The sequence below is a fragment of the Cytobacillus sp. Bac17 genome (assembly GCF_024519925.1).
Classification (GTDB): domain Bacteria; phylum Bacillota; class Bacilli; order Bacillales; family Cytobacillaceae; genus Cytobacillus; species Cytobacillus pseudoceanisediminis.
The window spans coordinates 277632-294910 of sequence record NZ_JALJRC010000001.1 but is presented as its reverse complement, the minus strand read 5'-3'; the positions used below and the strand labels follow the sequence as shown (position 1 = coordinate 294910).

Genomic DNA, 17279 nt, shown 5'->3' with positions numbered 1-17279 from the left:
ACAATATTCAATTTGGGGAGATGGTTAAGATGGATTTGCAGAAAGAATCTTTATTGCTTCATGAGAAGTTTCGAGGGAAGTTATCAATTGATGTGAAAATGCCGCTGAACAGCATGAAGGATTTAAGCTTAGCCTATTCCCCAGGAGTAGCAGAGCCATGCCGGAAAATTCATGACCAGCCTGAGAAAGTCTATGATTATACAATAAAAGGCAATTTAATCGCGGTTGTCTCTGACGGAACATCGGTGCTGGGGCTTGGCGATATTGGCCCTGAAGCCTCCATGCCCGTCATGGAGGGGAAGGCTGCCCTATTTAAAGCTTTTGCAGGAATTGATGCCGTTCCAATTTGCCTTGATACGAAGGATCCCGAAGAAATCATTAAAACAGTCAAGCTGCTGCAGCCTTCCTTTGGAGGCATCAACCTGGAAGATATCGCGGCGCCTAATTGCTTTTACATTGAAGAACGCCTTAAGCAGGAAATGAACATTCCCGTTTTTCATGATGACCAGCATGGAACAGCCATCGTAACGGCTGCCGGTTTAAAAAATGCTTTAAAGCTTGTTGATAAACAAATGGAAAAAATAAAAATCGTAATCAATGGGGCAGGTGCCGCAGGAATCGCGATTATCAAGCTGCTCCTTAATATGGGTGTAAAAGATATCATCATGTGCGATACAAAGGGAGCGATTTATGAAGGAAGACAGGAGCGTATGAACCCTGTCAAAGAGTCTGTGGCGAAAATCACCAATCCAGACAAACGGCAGGGTCCGCTTGAAGAGGTTATTATCGGCGCTGATGTGTTTATCGGGGTTTCATCTGCAGGAGCCTTAACAAAGGAAATGGTCCAGACAATGAGTCAGGATTCCATTATTTTCGCCATGGCAAATCCGGTTCCAGAAATCATGCCGGAAGAGGCAAAGGAGGCAGGAGCCAAAGTGGTAGGAACAGGACGCTCTGACTTGCCTAACCAGGTGAATAATGTCCTCGCATTCCCGGGGATTTTCAGAGGGGCTTTGGACGTCAGGGCTACTGAAATTAATGAAGAAATGAAGATGGCAGCTGTCGAGGCCATCGCCGGATTAATCGACGCTACAGACTTATCACCGGATTATGTAATACCAGGACCGCTCGACAGCCGAGTTGTTCCGGCCGTAAGGGATGCCGTAGTAAAAGCCGCCCAGAAAACCGGTGCTGCCCGGATCGAAATCCTGCAGAGCGAGACGATAAGCCAATAGACTGAAATTTGCATGCGGAGGCATGTTCAAGCGAAGTAAATCATAGTATCCAAAGTATCAGGATGCTGGTTTTGCCAATGGGAATTATTTTATCACTTTCGTCACTCTGAATTAATGGCTGTTTTCTTAAGGTTCTATGTTTCTAAGCGGATAACTAAGTTTATCAGCTGAGTTGATTAAAGCGGAGGAAACTTGACTCCTGCAAAACCGAGGAGGCTCCCGTTCCTCCCCGCGGAAAGCATGTGTCCGTAGCGGAAATCAGCGGACAGCCTTATAAAATTTCCTATCTTTAGAAAAGAGCAAATTAATTTTATTAAGGAGATTGATACCGATGAAAGTATACGAAGTAATCGAGACGCAGGAAATGTTCCGTGGTGAAATCATCGAAGACTATTATATTATTTATGAGCAAACAGAAAACAAAATCTATGAAAATCGAAACAATCATCTGTTTCAGCAGGAAAGATTTTTAGAAGAGACAGTTAATGTCTTTAAAGGAAACCCGCACTCCACCCTAAAAAAAGTAAAAGCATATCCCATTCGCCATCTTGCATTTGGAGATATCCGCGAAACAATCAGAAACGACTTTCCGGATCTCTTTAAGAAACTGAACAGGTCTCCGGCATAATAATAACAGGCAGCCTCTATTTGATGGAGGCTGTCCTTTTTTATAGAACCCCATAATGGAAAAATAACCTATCTATCTGTATGATGGTATAACGGTAAAAAGAAAACTTCTGCACGGCTGTTTTTCCGTAAAATATTTAGGGAACAATCCAGATGTGAACTTATTAGAGGGGTGGAGCAATGATTCGATTTGACAATGTGTCAAAACAGTATGGGAATGGAACCAAGGCTGTTGATTCAATTAATTTACATATAAAAGAAGGCGAGTTCTTCGTTATTATCGGTCCGAGCGGTTCTGGAAAAACAACCGTTCTGAAGATGATTAATAGACTGATTCCTTTGACATCAGGAACGATATCCATTAAAGGCAAACGGATAAGTGACTATGACATTCATGAGCTCCGCTGGGATATCGGCTATGTCCTCCAGCAAATTGCCCTTTTTCCTCACATGACAATTGCGGAGAACATCGCATTAGTACCCGAGCTAAAGAACTGGGAACAGGGAAAAATCCAAGAACGGATTGATGAGTTATTGGGAATGGTCGGATTGGAGCCTGACATCTACCGCAGCAGAAGGCCACATGAACTCTCAGGGGGACAGCAGCAAAGAGTCGGAGTAACAAGAGCCCTGGCCGCCAATCCGCCTATCATCCTGATGGACGAGCCTTTTAGTGCGCTGGATCCCATAAGCAGGGAAAAGCTTCAGGACGACCTAATCCATCTCCAGAAAAAAATAGAGAAGACAATCGTCTTTGTCACACATGACATGAAGGAAGCTTTAAAGCTTGGTGACCGCATTTGTGTCATGAAGGACGGGAAAATCGTGCAAGTTGGCACTCCAGAGGAGCTTCTTGCTAACCCGGAGGATGACTTTGTCCGGCAGTTTGTCGGGGAAGAGCGGGGTCCTTACATGGAGGGATTCAGCCTTCAAGATATCCTCCAGCCGATTTCAGAAACCGAACAGAACGGGGCAGTCATTTCCGTCTCGGCTTCACTGGAAGAAACTCTTAACTTATTGGCAGCTCAAGATGAACTTGCTGTGGAAGAGGGCGGAAACATCATTGGAATGGTTAACAGGCAGGCCGTTATTCGTAAGCTGGCTGGCAGCATGAAGAAAGAGGTGAGGTCATGAACACCTTCAGCTCTGTTTTTAATGAAAGGAAAGGGCAATTATTAAGTGTACTTATTGAACATATACAGATTTCGCTTATTGCTTTGTTTTTCGCAGTCCTGATTGCGATCCCGCTTGGAATTTATCTGGCTAACAAACAAAAAATAGCAGAAGGGATCATTGGAGTGACGGCAGTATTGCAGACTGTGCCCTCTTTAGCTTTGCTTGGTCTTTTAATTCCCTTATTCGGCATTGGGAAAGTTCCGGCAATTATCGCACTAGTCGTATATGCACTTCTGCCCATACTAAGAAATACATATACAGGCATAAAGGAAGTGGATGATTCCATTATCGAAGCGGCAAGGGCAATGGGAATGAACAGGCGGAAAAGGCTCTTGAAGGTAGAGCTTCCTCTCGCCATGCCGGTGATAATGGCCGGAATCCGGACAGCTATGGTTTTAATTGTTGGAACGGCTACACTTGCAGCATTAATTGGAGCAGGAGGACTGGGAGAACTGATCCTCCTTGGAATCGACCGGAATAATACGGCACTGATCGTTCTTGGGGCCATACCTGCAGCCATATTGGCAATCCTTTTTGACATGCTGCTGCGCCGCTTCGAGCATATGTCATTTAAAAGATCGCTCACAGCGCTGGGGATATTTATTTGTGCGATGATACTGGTTATGGCCATCCCTTTAGTGACAAATAAATCAGAAGAGAATCTTGTCATTGGCGGGAAGCTTGGTTCAGAACCGGAAATCCTTATCAATATGTACAAATTACTAATTGAAAATGAAACCGACCTTAACGTTGAGTTACAGCCAGGATTAGGAAAAACGTCGTTTGTCTTCAATGCGCTGAAATCAGGCAGCATCGATGCGTATCCTGAGTTTACCGGTACGGCCATTGCTGAATTTTTAAAAGAGACAGCGGTAAGCACCGACAGTGGAGAGGTTTATGAGCAGGCGAGAAAAGGAATGAAAGAACAATACGACATGGAGCTGTTAGAACCGATGGCATACAATAATACCTATGCTTTGGCAGTTCCTAAGCAATTGGCCGAGGAATTTGGCCTGCAATCTATTTCAGATCTAAAAGCTGTCGAGAAAAACATAAAAGCTGGCTTCACCCTTGAATTTTCGGATCGGGAAGATGGTTATCGTGGAATCCAGGAGCTATATGGCGTGGAATTTCCAACTGTTTTAACCATGGAGCCTAAGCTGCGCTATGGAGCAATCGAAAAAGGCGAAATCAACCTAGTGGATGCTTATTCAACAGATAGTGAAATAGCAAGATATAACCTCACTGTCCTGGAGGATGACAAGAATCTGTTCCCTCCGTATCAGGGTGCACCATTGCTAAGAGCTGAAACAGTCGAGGAACACCCCGAATTGGTTAGAGCCTTAAACAAATTGAGTGGTAAAATTAGCGACGATGAAATGCGTGAAATGAATTATAAAGTCAATGTGGAAGGGGCAAGTGCAGAAGAAACTGCCCGGGAGTATTTGGAAAAGGAGGGGCTTCTGAAGTAGTACTCGAAAACCGTCTGGGGAGAATCCAGGCGGTTTTTGCATGGTGAACTGTTTTAAATTATGCCCGACTATCATACACATTTCTTAATCGCACTTGTGCTTAAGGAGATGTTGATATGCTATTTGAGATGGAAAAGGCTAACCTGCTCGCTGAAAATATTAAGGACTTTCTTGACTTTCTCGATAAAAATCTTGAAAGAAATATCTTTTATATGGACACTGACAAAATACATCAAATCAAATTGATTGCTGCAGACTTTAAGTTTCATATCCTCGCAGATGAGCTGTTCAGAATCAATCGCTTTGTCTGGGACCCAAAGTATACAAATTATTTGGTGGACCGGTTTGTAAAAGGGCTCACCATTATAGATGAATATGTACATAGAAACTATAACAGCCTGTTTATGGTGACTGGAAGATTATATACGTTGAAGAATCTCAGTGCATTATTCAGCAAAGATTAAGCAGACAGAGCTGCTCCTATTTTTCTGATTCCTAAGAGTTTTAGCGTGGAAGGAAATATTGCCTCTCTTAATTTTTAACTATTTGGATTATAATAGTTAAAGTTTATTCTTTTACTTTAAACAATTAGGGGTATGAAAAATGGAGAAGCACAAGATCTTAAGAATTCTGGAAAAAGAATTAGTGGTTGCCCTTGGATGTACGGAACCTGTTGCGATTGCACTTGCAGCAGCCACTGCAAAGAGCCATGCAAAAGGGGAAATAAAAGAGCTTTGCTTAAAAGCGAGCGGAAATATTATTAAAAATGCTAAGTCAGTAGGAATACCCGGCATGAGTTCCTATGGTCTTGATTTCGCAGCGGCAATCGGCGCTGTGGCAGGGGACCCTGCAAGAAAGCTGGAAGTATTAGAGGGAGTGGGGCCAGAAGATGAACTTTTGGCGCTGAAACTTATTGAAGAAGGAAAAGTAATTTCCCTTCAGGCGGAGACGCCAAAAAGGCTGTTTATCGAAGCGGAATTAAAAACAGATATGCAGACTGCCAGAGTGGTAATCTCTGATAACCACAGCAATATTACTTTAATAGAGGTTGATGGCAAGGCTATCTACCAGGGCGGATGTGAAAATATAGGAATTCAATCGGAAGAAGATGAATTAATTGCACTTTCTATTGATGAGATATATGAATGGGTGCTTAATGCTGAAATCAGTTCTTTATCACTTGTCAAAAAGAGTATCGAGCTCAATCGGGTCATTGGAATGGAAGGCCTTTCAGGCGAATATGGCTTAAAGGTAGGGAAAACGATAAAGAAAAATGTGAAAATGGGCATCTTGTCTGATGATATTGCCACTGCGGCAATGTCTTTGGCAGCAGCTGGATCAGATGCGAGAATGGCAGGCTCCACTCTGCCTGTCATGGCAAATACCGGAAGCGGCAACCAGGGAATCGCAGTCACACTTCCAGTTGTTGCTGCTGCAGAAAGACTAAAGGTTTCTGAGGAAAAAATGATTAGGGCAGTGGCACTCAGTCATCTGATAACCATTCATATTAAATCTAAATTTGGCCGGCTTTCAGCATTATGCGGTGTAACAGCTGCAGGAATGGGGGCAAGTGGAGCCATCGTATATTTGCTGGATGGAGAGCTTCAGCAAATTAAAGCAGCCATACAAAACACAATTGGGAATGTTTCCGGAATGATCTGTGACGGAGCAAAAGCCGGCTGTGCCATGAAAGTATCTACCTGCTCCAATGTAGCTGTGCAGTCTGCCCTCCTTGCGCTCAACGATCAGGAAATCAAATCAACCGATGGATTTATTCACGATGACGTTGAAAAGAGCATCGAGAGTTTTTGTAAATTAGGGAATGAAGGAACCCGTCATACGGATGAGCTGATTTTAAAATTGATGATGGAGAAATAAACTGAAAAAAAGGCCCTCTCTTTAAGAAAAGGGCCTTTTTGGTGTGCTAATTACGAAATCATCCCTCGTCGAAACATCTCCGCAATTGCCTGTGTCCGGTTTTGAGCTCCCAGTTTCCTAATAGCTGTTTTAATATACTGGTTGATGGTGACTTGACTGATAAACATGGAGTCAGCCATTTCTTTGATGCTTTCCCCCCCAGGAAATCCTTTTCATGACCTCCATTTCTCTTCTGCTTAATAGCCGGGCATCTCCTTTTCCTTCCGTTTTTTCAAGGGTTTTTCCTACGGTTGACCAAATTGTGTATAAGAAGAAAGCTGCTGATCAGATATTTTTCCGTGCTCATCAAATTCGTTTGTGCAAATATAGCCGATAGGAACGGCACCAAAGCAGATGGGGATAGCCAGGAAGGAGTTGACATTGGAAGTTGTTATGTATTTGATGTTTATTTGCTTAAGGTACTCGATCCCAGAACAATATTTTGCTTTTCGTTCATAAAGGGCGGAGTAAATGAGCGGCAATGAACGAATATCATCCCTGATATCTCTGATATGAATTAATCCGTGGCACGTTATTGCGATGATTCCTTCACCAATAAAACCTAAAGGTGAATACCGGAATAAATGGGCATTCTTTACAGGGAAAACGTTCATATAAACCTCTAGAATTTTATACAGCTTTTCCTCATGACTCTCGACATCCTCTAAATTCTGGATATTATCCAAAATGGTAGATTCTAATGCCATATTAACAGTTTGACCCGCTGCGGGATGAAGGGGAAGCCTATGCTGAACGCTTAAAAGAAGCAGGCGTCCCGGTCGAAGCCAAACGGTATGACGGCATGATCCATGGCTTCTTCTGGATGCCAGGTGTACTGGAGCAGGGAAGAAAATCGATTGAGCAGGCGGCAAATGCTTTAAAGCGTGTGTTCCAGGGCAGTGTCGCTTCGAAATAATATATGCAGATTGGACACTTCTGATTGAAGGAGTGTCCTTTTTTGTGTTAGTTTTGTAAATTAATTACTTGCCAGATTTTCTGAAGAGCTCATGGCGACTAAAGGAATTAATACGGTCGCCATGGAGGGCTCATGACGACGAAAATGCAAGAGAGGGAAAGAAAACGGTCGCCAAGGAGCGTTCATGACGACGAAAGTGCAAGAGAGGAAAAGAAAATGGCCGTCATGGAGGGCTCATGACGACGAAAATACAATAGAGGAAAAGAAAATGGTCGTCATGGAGGGTTCATGACGACGAAAATGCAAGAGAGGAAAAGAAAATGGTCGTCATGGAGGGCTCATGACGACGAAAATGCAAGCGAGGGAAAGAAAACGGTCGCCAAGGAGCGTTCATGACGACGAAAGTGCAAGAGAGGAAAAGAAAATGGCCGTCATGGATGGCTCATGACGACGAAAATACAAGAGAGAAAAAGAAAACGGTCGCCATAGAGCGTTTATGAAGACGAAAATGTAAGCGAGGGAAAGAAAACTGTCGCCATAAAGCGTTTATGAAGACGAAAGCGAAATCGGGGAAAAGAAAACAGTCGTCATAAAGAACATGAGATCAAAAATATCCAGCAAACTGGCTGCCACTGCCATTGTGGGGTAATCTTTTTAAGCTTCCTCCTATCTATTAAGATACATTTCCACAGATGGCGGGAGACAGGTCTACTGCCTGTTTCTATTAACCTATAGAAAATCACTGGTGATTTCACTATAATAATAGAAACTTTAATATCGAGGTGCAGCATGATCATTGGGAAAATAATTAAGTTTTACAGGGAACGAGAAGGCCTAACTCAGGGTCAGCTGGGAGAAGGGATTTGTTCAGTAACCCATTTAAGTAAAATTGAAAGGGGGATAACCGAATACTCCGGGGAAATTACACACCTCCTGGCCAGGAGGCTCGGCATTAATCCCGAAGAAGAAATACTTCGATATCATCAGCTTGCAAAGAGGCTGGATGAATGGCATGAGAGCATGATCATGCAGCGAATACAGGAATCAAAACAGATAAAAAAGGAGCTGCAGGTTGAAAAACTGATTCATATGCCAGATTTTCAGACTCTATATGGGCTTCTGTCAGCAAGGTTCTATTTATCTGTGAGTGATTTGGAGTCAGCCTCAAAATTAATCTCGGATCTTAATAAAGCTTCCGCTGCCTTTTCGCCTCATGATGCGAATCTGTTGAAGCATATCCAGGGCATCTATTACTTTCTTACAGGTCAATACCGTGACTGTATCAGCTGTTTAGCTTCCATTGACAGAGATCAGTACAACTATGATGAATACTATTACCACTTAGCGATTGCTTACCATTCCATCCATTCAAATATAACAGCCTATTATTACGGGAAAAAGGCTCTTCAATATTTTCAAAGAACCTTAAATATTCTCCGCATTATAGACACAGAAATGCTGCTGATTGTTCAGCTAAATGCCAAAGAACTACATGATTTTAATGAAACAAAGGAAAAATATGAACAGTTAATTAAGTTATGTGATGCGTGTAATTCAGGTGACCGGAAATCCAAGCTTTATCATAATCTGGCATTCGAATATTTTCGCCGAAAGAAATACAGGGAATCAGCAGGCCTTTATGAAGAAGCACTTAAGCTTACTGCCGAAAATGCCCCTCACTATTTAACTGCTTTAGATGGTTACATTCATACCTGTTATAAAGGAAAACTTCAGGCCGGCAGTGCGCTAATAAAATTAGCTGAAGAGGGCATGGAGAGGGCAAAAGCAGCTGATTCATTTACCTGGATTTATTTTCAGCTTCATCTTCATCTATTGAAAAAAGAAGAACAGCAATACTATCAATTTATTGAGGAAACAGCTTTGCCGTACTTTAAGAATATTGGCTATGGCATTTTAATCGACCATTATGAGAAAAAGCTTTTCCATTTTTATTCAGAAATAGGTGAGGCACAAAAAGCAATTGAGCTCGCCCGTTCTTTTATACAGAAACAAAAAAGCTATTATGATCACGAGTAACCTTTTTTCGCAATGAAAAAAATGAGACTGCATTCTTATGCTGTCTCATTTTTCATTGACTGTTTATGCATTCTTCTTTTAAACATTTTCGCATTTGTTCCTATATAAACACCTGTCAGAACAAAGGCTGCCCCTATTCCATGAGCCATGGTGAATGTTTCACCCAAAAAGACCGTAGCCATGATAACGGCAGATACAGGCATCACATTAATAAAAATTGAGGCTTTGGCCGCACCGACCTCTTTAATTCCGTTATAATACATGACAAATGAAACCACGGTAACAAAAATGCTCATATGGGCTATAGCAGTCCATGTCGTCATGCTGGCTTGCTGGATATCCATCCACGATGTTTCAGCAGAAGCGAATGGCAATAGAAATAAGGTTCCATAGGCAACTGCATAAGTAGTGGACTCCACTGAGCTGAATTTTTTCAAAACCACTTTCCCCACAACACTATAGATGGCCCAGCTGACCACAGCTCCCAGCAATACGAAGTCAATGGGTTCAAAGCCATATTGGAAAAGCTTAAGCAAATGGCCATCTGTTATAATAAACACTACACCTGTCAAAGCAACGGCCATTCCAATGATATGATTTTTTGTTATCTTTTCTTTTAGAAATAACCCTGATAAAAGGACAATCAGCACCGGGTTTGAAGCAATAAATAATGAGCTTTTAATCACGGGCGCATGCTTTGTGGCCAGGAAAAAACAAATATTATATAAGGCAATTCCGGTCAGGCCCAAAAGAGCAAACAATCCATGATCTTTCAAATTCGGTCGTTTCCGGTCTTTTTCCATGATCCACATGAGCGGAAAAAGCAAAATGGCAGCTCCCAAAAACCGCAAAAAAGCAACTGTTGCAGGTTCAAAGCTTTGAACAGCAAACTTGCCGGCAATAAAAGCGCTGCCCCATGTAGCAGTAGCCAAAGTCAGCATTCCATAAATAAGCCATAATCTCTTTTTCAAACAACTCGCCTTCATTTCTGTAAAATTTTATAAATAGTATTATAACACCTTTTTCGGAAGGCGAAATAGTTAATTTTTATTAAAGACTTATCAATTTTAATTTTAGGAAAAAAGGAAGAGGGGAATATGTTGGTTTTTGTCACACTTTATCGATTTACAGCACAAAACAGTTCTTTATTCTTAGTCACCTTACCACAATTAACAAAATGATCTCCTGAATTAGCTGAAAATTCATTCTTTTTTCTCTGTCTAGGGACAAGCCCATCCCGTATCATTTCTTTAGAGTCCCGAATAAAGGGGCTAATAGAAAGGGTGAAATACATATGAAGAAACCGGCAGGGAAAATCGCATTGCTGACAGCATTTCTTGTTATGCTGTTCTCCACACTTTCCTTTGCGGCAACCGTACCAGGAGGGCCATCTACAAATGGAAACACAAGTATTAACAGCATGCTCTCCTACGAAGATGTCGTGAAAACGCTTAACGGCATTGAGCAGGCAAGCAAGGGGAAGGTGGAAGTTTTTACACTCGACCGCTTCGGCAAATCAGAGCAGGGCAGAAGCATTTATGTCGCCAAGGTTGGAACCGGGGAGAAGAAAATCTGGATTCAGGCTCAAATCCATGGAAATGAAAAGCTGGTTACAGAGGCAGCGCTTCAGCTGTTAAAAACTTATGCGGGCAACAATTCCAAAGAGGTACAGACCGTACTGGAAGAGTCCACACTATACTTCATTCCAATGTACAATCCGGATGGAGCAGAAATGAATACCCGTGGTACAAAGATTACGGAGACAGGACAATTACTGGATTTGAACCGGGATTGGTCTCCAGAAGGCGGCTTTAAAGCCAAAGAGTCTAAAGTCGTTTATTCTTATTGGGCCGAATTAAAACCTGACTTTGCAATCGATTTGCATCATCAAGGCTTAAAACAGGTTTATGGAACAAATGAAGCTACTTCATTTTCACTCGGTATTTCCCTTGCGCCGAATGGACCAACATTGCCTGCATACAAAAACTACAATGATGTGACAAGACAAATGTTGGCATATGTCTACGATGAAATGAACGGATACGGCTATACCCATATTGACCGCTACCAGATTGTTGATAGTGAAAAACAGGTAGGTTATGATATCGACATTAAAGGCGGAGTCGTTTCAGCTATGATGATGGGGTTGAATTATAGTGGTTTAAACCCGGAAAATCACAGCCATCCAGCAGTATTTTTTGAAACAAAAGGCAATTCAAGCGATGGCAGCCTGGGGCAGAAATCGAATGGATATTTAACAAAACAAAACTATTTAGCTTTAAAATCCTTGATATATGGCTATGTTACAGGTGAAGTAAATGATGTGGATCCTGAGAGTTGGAATAGTATCCCGGCCTATCCTTTAGCAGGCTACTGGACAGATTATAATGGGATTGTTCCTGCGGAATCATCAGGCTTTTAAGTTAATAAAGAAGAAGCTGGTCATGGAGCCAGCTTCTTTTTATCTGTTGCTCTTCTTCACTGTACTCTCTGCAACCATTCCTCTTACATCCTGCGCCACTTTATTAAAAGCCTGATTTACCCGATCCATCAAAATATCCTGGGAAGTGCTGTTTCGATTTTCAATTCCATCATTAATATCCTTTTTCATTCTGATCACCTCCATAAAAGATATTTTTTGTATAAGGTAATAAAATATTCTTCAAAGGAATCTAAAAAGGAGATGAACTAAAAGCTTTGGCTTCTAGTATGATTGTAGAAAGATATTAACGGGGATATATCGCCAAATGTCTGGGCAGGACATAATATATTGGTAAAAAAATTTACAATTACTGCATTCATTGTATACACTAAGAATGATTATCAATTAAAAAATAAAGACGATTTGGTATATAAATAACGATTACCGCGGAAAGGAGGGACCAAGATGTGGCCATTTTCATCCAGCAAACAGAACAAAAATGCCGTCGATGAAGCCAGTTATATTTCCATTAAAGAAACGACGGAAGAAGCAGAAATCGAAAAGATGGTATCTAAGCTGGAACAGATTTTTTTCAGCACATCCAGGGAAATCGTTATTTTGTGCATTGGTTCTGACCGCTCAACAGGAGATTCTCTTGGGCCATTGGCAGGGAAGATCCTCAAAGAAAAGAACATTCCCTATCCAGTGTATGGGACTTTGAAGGAGCCTGTTCACGCATTGAATATCAAAAAGGTTCTTAAAGAAATCAAAGAAACCCATGATGAACCGTTTATATTTGGCATAGATGCCTGCCTCGGAGACGAGCGGCAAATCGGCTATATTTTAATAAGGGAGGGGTCGTTTATTCCAGGAAATGCAGTGAATCGGGCTCTTCCGAGTGTGGGTGATTATCATTTGAAGGCCATTGTCAACACGCTTGATCCATTATCACCTGTAAATTCCTTAAATAGCACGAGATTATACCTGGTTTTAAAACTGGCTGAAATCATTGCGGAAATCATTTCACGTGTAGCGGTAAATGACCGTACTTCCAGAGGAGTGATTGAAAAAATGAATGTTCCGTAAACATAAATTGGGTAAATCAGCCAAAAAATTGCTGTACCCCGATACGTAAGATATAATGAGCGTAAGGATACCAAAGAGAAAGAGGGAAAGGGATGGGGAATAACTGGACGGAAGATAATCTGATCTCGATACGCGAGAGGGTTTATCTGCATATTAAGGATCTTATTTTGGACGGAGAATTTAAAGCGGGAGACCGTCTGGTGGAACGAGAACTTGCTGAGAGATTAAGTATCAGCAGGACACCAATTCGGGAAGCGCTGTTCCGCCTGGAATCCCAGGGGTTTGTTAAGACAGTCCCAAGAAAAGGCGTAATTGTTGCCGATATTTCCGAAAAGGAAATTATCGAAGTGTTTACCATTTTATCATCACTTGAAGTACTGGCTGCAAAATTGGCTGTTCAAAAGCTGGATAATGATATGGAAAGCAAGTTCACTGCCAGCATAAAAAAGGTCGAGGAATACTTGAACAATCCTGAAGAGGATGCTTCTGAATTACATAGGGAACTCAATCATCTCCTATACAGCTCTGCCAAGAATGTGAAGCTTTATGAGATGCTGAGCGGATTATCCGATTACATTCGCGCATTTGCCAAAATCGGGCATAAAAACCCGGGCAGGGCAAAGAAATCAATGGAGGAGCATTTGAAAATTATGGAAGCCATCGTCAATAGAGAAATGGAAATGGCTGAATATCTGACCAAAATACATATTGAAAACTCCAAAAAAGCATATATTGAAGCGGTGCAGCAGAGTGAAAAGAAAAATTAAGAAAGAGCTTCTGCTCTTTCTTAATTTTTTTACACTCCAATCACAAATGGCGAAGTTAAATTTTTTAAAACCTTTGCCACACTCATGGCGACAATCGGACTGGATTTTGGATTTTCCTCATAAGGAACATTCGATACGGATATCTCCACCTCGCCAAAATAACCCTTTGCCTTGATGGTATGTTTGTTCGATTGGATCGTTGGATCAGCATAGACTTTTACTTTAGTATCTTCGAAGCCGATTCCTGCAAGGCTAAGGGCCGCTGACACATTCACGCTCTGCGGAAACAGCTCGGATGACTCCCGTGCATTCCCTTCATAAATACAAAATGGTTCAGTCAGCGTATGTAAATCCACTTTTTCTTCCGCAATCGTACCTTTCCAGCTGCGGGGATGCTTTCTTGTAATTAAGGTAATATTTTCAATTTCCCCCAATGAACCTGCTGCAATCCGATCCAGACCGGCGATAGCAGCAGACGGGATAAAAATCTGCCGGTTATGCTGCTTGGCCGCGGTCTGCAGTTGTTCATAAAAACCGGAGTCTCCCAATGCTCCTACGGAAAGCACCACAAGATGGCTTCCATTTGCCAGCACTTTCTCCCCGAACATATGTAAAGCCTGATGACCCGCTGCTTCTATGATAATATCTAAATCCCCATTAAAAAATTCTGCTTCATCTGATGTTAGAGCAAATGTTTTTTTATCAGCAAGCTCTGCTCCCTTTTTTCTTCTAACCAGTACAGACTTTAATTCCACGTCGCCAGCATGGCCGGCTTCAATTAATTCCGAAATGGTTTTCCCCAGCGTTCCATAACCGATAATTCCAGCTTTAAGCATATTTATCACTCCTTCTTGAGAATCACCCCTAAAAATAGGAATTTATAAATCGGTATACGATATACTTTGTGCAATTTTATTCTAGATTTTAACTTAAATCCATAAAGAGAGCAATATATTTTATAGAAAATATTAAAACATCTAAATTTTCAAAATTATTTGCACAATATTTATTTTTAGTGTTATTATAGTATACAAGTTTAAAATAGTGAAAATGGGAGGTGGTCAACCAGAGGAAGAAAGGCTGATCTTTAGAACTGTATTTCTGAAGGAGCATAAGTCAATAGTATTGGATGATTCGGCTGGCGAACTCACATATCACAAACACATCGAAGATTGTCGATTTTTTGTTTTTTGCTTAGTTTGGTATACAATCCACCAAATGCAGTATGCTTTTTGGAAAATGTTTCAAAACCTCCTGAATAAGCCAAGTGTTGAGGTATTACATATTCAGCTGTAGATAAACAGATCATGCCTCCTGCAATCTGTCTTTTGCAATTTATTTATAGAGAGATATTTTTAATACGAAAAACGGAGGGGAATATATGGAGTTAACATTTGCTCATTGGGTCTATGCAATTGTTACTGTGTCTGTAATCGCAACAATGCTTTTTAGAAGAGGCGTTGTCTTGCCGGTTATCATCGGAACTTTCTTTGTGGCAGTCATCTATAAAGGAAGTCTGATCGCCGGCTTCCAGGCGGTATTTAACGCTAATCTCCTCGCAGCAAAAGAGTTGTTCAGTATATTCTTAATCATTTCCCTCATGATCGCGCTTCTTAATTCTTTGAAAGACCTGGGAGCTGATAAAAGGCTTATCGGCCCGATTGAGAAGGTAATGATCAATGGGCATGTTTCCTATTTAGTATTAATGGTTACTACCTATGTAATTTCACTCTTTTTCTGGCCGACTCCTGCTGTCCCGCTTATCTGTGCATTGCTTGTCCCGGCAGCGGTCAGGGCTGGATTGCCTGTGATGACGGCTGCCATGGTCATTGTCATTGCGGGCCAGGGAATGGCCCTTTCTTCTGATTATATCATGCAGGTAGCACCGATGCTAAGCGCCAAAGCAGCTGGAATTGATAAGGCACTGGTTGCTGATAAGACATTGGTTCTTTCCATCATTACAGGAGTATGCGCATTAGGCTATATTTATTTGGCACATAGAAAATCTATTGTTAAAAATGGCCACCATGACTTCTCGCTAAACCCTGAGGATTCAGCATTTTTTGGTGTAGCCAATGAGCTTGCGGCCACAGCTGAAGAAAGTGCTGAAACTATCCAGAGAAAAAATACATGGGGAAAGGTCTTTGCCGTAGTAGTGCCCTTATCCATGCTTGCTGTTATGCTCTATATGTTCTCAACAAAGCTGGCGGGTGGATCCGGATTTGAAGGAACAGATGGAGCTGCCTTTATCGGCGGGGTAGCGACACTTTTATTGGTGCTTGCCACCGTGGCATTTAATCGCATCCATGCCTTGGATAAAATTAGCGAGCATTTAACTGAAGGATTTGTTTTCGCCTTCAGAGCGATGGCCCCCGTTATTCCAATAGCAGGTTTCTTCTTTATGGGAAGCTCGGACTTCACCGGCACGATACTATCCCTGGATGAAAGCGCTGCCAAACCTGCGTTCTTGTTTGATATGATACAGGCAGGACAGGCTTATATTCCGGAAAATGCCTTTATTGCCGGTTTTGGTCTTTTAATCGTCGGTCTGATCACTGGTTTGGATGGTTCAGGCTTTTCGGGGCTGCCGTTAACAGGTGCCTTATCGGGTGCTTTGGCAAATGGAAGTCATATCGATCCTTCAACATTGGCAGCGATCGGGCAGATGGGTGCCATCTGGGGCGGAGGAACAATTGTTGCCTGGTCTTCCCTTGTGGCAGTAGCAGGATTCCTTCAGCTTTCACCGCTGGAACTGGCCAGGAAAAACTTTATCCCTGTTGTCGCCAGCCTTTTTATCGCCACATTAATAGCTATTTTAATCTGGTAAAACAGTAATCTTGAAAAATAAAAGGCTATCCTGCAAAGTTAGAATAAACTAACTTTGAGGATAGTCTTTTTTTCAGAATAGGAGGCATTTGATGAAAATAGGTTTAGCAGGGATTGGAAAATTGGGGACCGCCATGATGACTCACTGGCATAAATCAAATCTTCCAATCGGCATTTATCATCCCGACAGATCAAAGGCAGAAAAATTTGCTGAAAAGTTCCCTAACGGACGCCCTTTAAACGATGACGAACTGAAACAAATGGATATAATTCTGCTCGCTTTGCCGGCCGGAAAAGTGATTTCTTTCATGGAAAGCATGTTTCCTGTGGAGTCTTCAGTTGCTTTCATCAACATGGCGACTGCACTTCCAACGAAAAGCATTTCAGAAAGATTCCCTTCCTTCAAGGTATATGGATTGAAGTATATGGGGCATTCGAGAGATTTAATGGAGAATGGAAATGGACTGTTTATTTCAGAGGACCAACTGCCAGGTCCAATAGTAGACCTCATCAAGCCATTGGGGGAAATCGTAAAGGACAGTGAAGGAAGATTAGTAGAAGTTAACAAACTGGCAACATTCTTTGCCATAAAGACAGCCGTCGAAATCGAGAACGAATTTATCAGCAAAGACTATCCGCCAGCTTATATTAAAAGAGCTCTTGCCTCCCTGGCACCTGAAGTCATCCGCTCTTACAGTCAAGGCACCCTGGGGCATTTTGCACAGGAGATTGTGAAAGAAATAAAGGAATCCACTAAAAAAGCTGCTGATTATACTAGTTGATCAGCAGCTTTTTCTA

At 41.8% G+C, this 17279-nt stretch carries 18 protein-coding genes; 13 read left to right on the top strand and 5 right to left on the bottom strand.

The genetic code is table 11. The annotated features are described in order from the left end of the window. Positions 1-29: 29 nt before the first annotated feature. The 6 genes from ystJ to NR125_RS01460 all read left to right on the top strand — a co-directional run bounded on the left by ystJ (position 30) and on the right by NR125_RS01460 (position 6388). A complete protein-coding gene (gene ystJ, locus NR125_RS01485) occupies positions 30-1235 on the top strand; it encodes an NADP-dependent malic enzyme (protein WP_034295647.1) in 1206 nt (401 codons plus the stop codon). Positions 1236-1566: 331 nt separating this feature from the next. Continuing rightward, on the top strand, positions 1567-1863 hold the full coding sequence (locus tag NR125_RS01480) for a hypothetical protein (protein WP_009330465.1): 297 nt from the start codon (positions 1567-1569) through the stop codon (positions 1861-1863). A gap of 179 nt (positions 1864-2042) precedes the next feature. Continuing rightward, positions 2043-2996 carry an ABC transporter ATP-binding protein gene (locus NR125_RS01475; RefSeq protein WP_009330464.1) on the top strand — a complete coding sequence of 318 codons (954 nt, stop codon included), beginning with the start codon at positions 2043-2045 and terminating at the stop codon, positions 2994-2996. Beyond that, positions 2993-4510 carry an osmoprotectant update ABC transporter permease/substrate-binding subunit OpuFB gene (opuFB, locus tag NR125_RS01470; RefSeq protein ID WP_009330463.1) on the top strand — a complete coding sequence of 506 codons (1518 nt, stop codon included), beginning with the start codon at positions 2993-2995 and terminating at the stop codon, positions 4508-4510. The genes NR125_RS01475 and opuFB overlap by 4 nt, the downstream gene beginning before the upstream one ends. Positions 4511-4626: 116 nt before the next feature. Continuing rightward, positions 4627-4974: a hypothetical protein gene (locus tag NR125_RS01465; protein ID WP_009330462.1), complete on the top strand. Its 348-nt coding sequence runs from the start codon at positions 4627-4629 to the stop codon at positions 4972-4974. A gap of 139 nt (positions 4975-5113) precedes the next feature. Further along, positions 5114-6388, top strand: coding sequence for an L-cysteine desulfidase family protein (locus NR125_RS01460; protein ID WP_009330461.1), 1275 nt, complete (start codon positions 5114-5116; stop codon positions 6386-6388). Between the two features lie 50 nt (positions 6389-6438). Here the strand turns inward: NR125_RS01460 and NR125_RS01455 are convergent, their stop codons facing one another. Further along, a complete protein-coding gene (locus NR125_RS01455) occupies positions 6439-6576 on the bottom strand; it encodes a LuxR C-terminal-related transcriptional regulator (protein WP_226280763.1) in 138 nt (45 codons plus the stop codon). 96 nt (positions 6577-6672) lie between these two features. Next, positions 6673-7134: a hypothetical protein gene (locus tag NR125_RS01450; RefSeq protein WP_009330460.1), complete on the bottom strand. Its 462-nt coding sequence runs from the start codon at positions 7132-7134 to the stop codon at positions 6673-6675. Positions 7135-7151: 17 nt separating this feature from the next. On the opposite strand from NR125_RS01450, the gene NR125_RS01445 reads away from it, so the two are divergent. Together NR125_RS01445 and NR125_RS01440 are read left to right on the top strand one after the other, a co-directional pair. Next, entirely contained in the window at positions 7152-7343 is a 192-nt protein-coding gene (locus NR125_RS01445) for an alpha/beta hydrolase (RefSeq protein ID WP_082919373.1), read from the top strand. A 789-nt stretch (positions 7344-8132) separates the two neighbouring features. Continuing rightward, a complete protein-coding gene (locus tag NR125_RS01440; RefSeq protein ID WP_192908530.1) occupies positions 8133-9380 on the top strand; it encodes a helix-turn-helix domain-containing protein in 1248 nt (415 codons plus the stop codon). 35 nt (positions 9381-9415) lie between these two features. On the opposite strand, the gene NR125_RS01435 is transcribed toward NR125_RS01440, so the two are convergent. After that, positions 9416-10321 (bottom strand): DMT family transporter, encoded by a 906-nt coding sequence (locus NR125_RS01435; RefSeq protein ID WP_009330458.1) that lies wholly within the window; start codon positions 10319-10321, stop codon positions 9416-9418. Between the two features lie 353 nt (positions 10322-10674). Between NR125_RS01435 and NR125_RS01430 the strand changes: the two genes are divergently transcribed. Then, on the top strand, positions 10675-11802 hold the full coding sequence (locus NR125_RS01430; RefSeq protein WP_256814657.1) for a M14 family zinc carboxypeptidase: 1128 nt from the start codon (positions 10675-10677) through the stop codon (positions 11800-11802). 39 nt (positions 11803-11841) lie between these two features. Here the strand turns inward: NR125_RS01430 and NR125_RS01425 are convergent, their stop codons facing one another. Then, on the bottom strand, positions 11842-11991 hold the full coding sequence (locus NR125_RS01425) for a hypothetical protein (protein WP_157380156.1): 150 nt from the start codon (positions 11989-11991) through the stop codon (positions 11842-11844). Positions 11992-12267: 276 nt separating this feature from the next. Here NR125_RS01425 and yyaC point away from each other — a divergent pair, with 276 nt between their 5' ends. Both yyaC and NR125_RS01415 read left to right on the top strand, forming a co-directional pair. Continuing rightward, positions 12268-12888, top strand: a complete 621-nt coding sequence (gene yyaC / locus NR125_RS01420) for a spore protease YyaC (protein ID WP_192908532.1) — start codon at positions 12268-12270, stop codon at positions 12886-12888. A 92-nt stretch (positions 12889-12980) separates the two neighbouring features. Beyond that, positions 12981-13655, top strand: a complete 675-nt coding sequence (locus NR125_RS01415) for a GntR family transcriptional regulator (RefSeq protein WP_009330455.1) — start codon at positions 12981-12983, stop codon at positions 13653-13655. Between the two features lie 29 nt (positions 13656-13684). Here NR125_RS01415 and nadX read toward each other — a convergent pair whose 3' ends face one another. After that, the gene (gene nadX / locus NR125_RS01410; protein WP_256814656.1) at positions 13685-14491 is read right to left on the bottom strand and encodes an aspartate dehydrogenase; all 807 of its coding nucleotides are present in this window, start codon (positions 14489-14491) and stop codon (positions 13685-13687) included. Positions 14492-15036: 545 nt separating this feature from the next. Between nadX and NR125_RS01405 the strand changes: the two genes are divergently transcribed. Together NR125_RS01405 and NR125_RS01400 are read left to right on the top strand one after the other, a co-directional pair. After that, positions 15037-16482, top strand: a complete 1446-nt coding sequence (locus NR125_RS01405; RefSeq protein WP_256814655.1) for a hypothetical protein — start codon at positions 15037-15039, stop codon at positions 16480-16482. Between the two features lie 91 nt (positions 16483-16573). Then, the gene (locus tag NR125_RS01400; protein ID WP_256814654.1) at positions 16574-17263 is read left to right on the top strand and encodes an NAD(P)-binding domain-containing protein; all 690 of its coding nucleotides are present in this window, start codon (positions 16574-16576) and stop codon (positions 17261-17263) included. Positions 17264-17279: the final 16 nt, after the last annotated feature.

Excerpts from the sequence above, each read along its gene's own strand:
- NR125_RS01475 (WP_009330464.1), top strand. The coding sequence starts at position 2,043 with ATGATTCGATTTGACAATGTGTCAAAACAGTATGGGAATGGAACCAAG.
- nadX (WP_256814656.1), bottom strand. The coding sequence starts at position 14,491 with ATGCTTAAAGCTGGAATTATCGGTTATGGAACGCTGGGGAAAACCATT.
- NR125_RS01440 (WP_192908530.1), top strand. The coding sequence starts at position 8,133 with ATGATCATTGGGAAAATAATTAAGTTTTACAGGGAACGAGAAGGCCTA.
- NR125_RS01460 (WP_009330461.1), top strand. The coding sequence starts at position 5,114 with ATGGAGAAGCACAAGATCTTAAGAATTCTGGAAAAAGAATTAGTGGTT.
- yyaC (WP_192908532.1), top strand. The coding sequence starts at position 12,268 with ATGTGGCCATTTTCATCCAGCAAACAGAACAAAAATGCCGTCGATGAA.
- NR125_RS01400 (WP_256814654.1), top strand. The coding sequence starts at position 16,574 with ATGAAAATAGGTTTAGCAGGGATTGGAAAATTGGGGACCGCCATGATG.
- NR125_RS01430 (WP_256814657.1), top strand. The coding sequence starts at position 10,675 with ATGAAGAAACCGGCAGGGAAAATCGCATTGCTGACAGCATTTCTTGTT.
- ystJ (WP_034295647.1), top strand. The coding sequence starts at position 30 with ATGGATTTGCAGAAAGAATCTTTATTGCTTCATGAGAAGTTTCGAGGG.
- NR125_RS01415 (WP_009330455.1), top strand. The coding sequence starts at position 12,981 with ATGGGGAATAACTGGACGGAAGATAATCTGATCTCGATACGCGAGAGG.
- NR125_RS01450 (WP_009330460.1), bottom strand. The coding sequence starts at position 7,134 with ATGGCATTAGAATCTACCATTTTGGATAATATCCAGAATTTAGAGGAT.
- NR125_RS01425 (WP_157380156.1), bottom strand. The coding sequence starts at position 11,991 with ATGAAAAAGGATATTAATGATGGAATTGAAAATCGAAACAGCACTTCC.
- opuFB (WP_009330463.1), top strand. The coding sequence starts at position 2,993 with ATGAACACCTTCAGCTCTGTTTTTAATGAAAGGAAAGGGCAATTATTA.
- NR125_RS01465 (WP_009330462.1), top strand. The coding sequence starts at position 4,627 with ATGCTATTTGAGATGGAAAAGGCTAACCTGCTCGCTGAAAATATTAAG.
- NR125_RS01435 (WP_009330458.1), bottom strand. The coding sequence starts at position 10,321 with ATGCTGACTTTGGCTACTGCTACATGGGGCAGCGCTTTTATTGCCGGC.
- NR125_RS01405 (WP_256814655.1), top strand. The coding sequence starts at position 15,037 with ATGGAGTTAACATTTGCTCATTGGGTCTATGCAATTGTTACTGTGTCT.
- NR125_RS01480 (WP_009330465.1), top strand. The coding sequence starts at position 1,567 with ATGAAAGTATACGAAGTAATCGAGACGCAGGAAATGTTCCGTGGTGAA.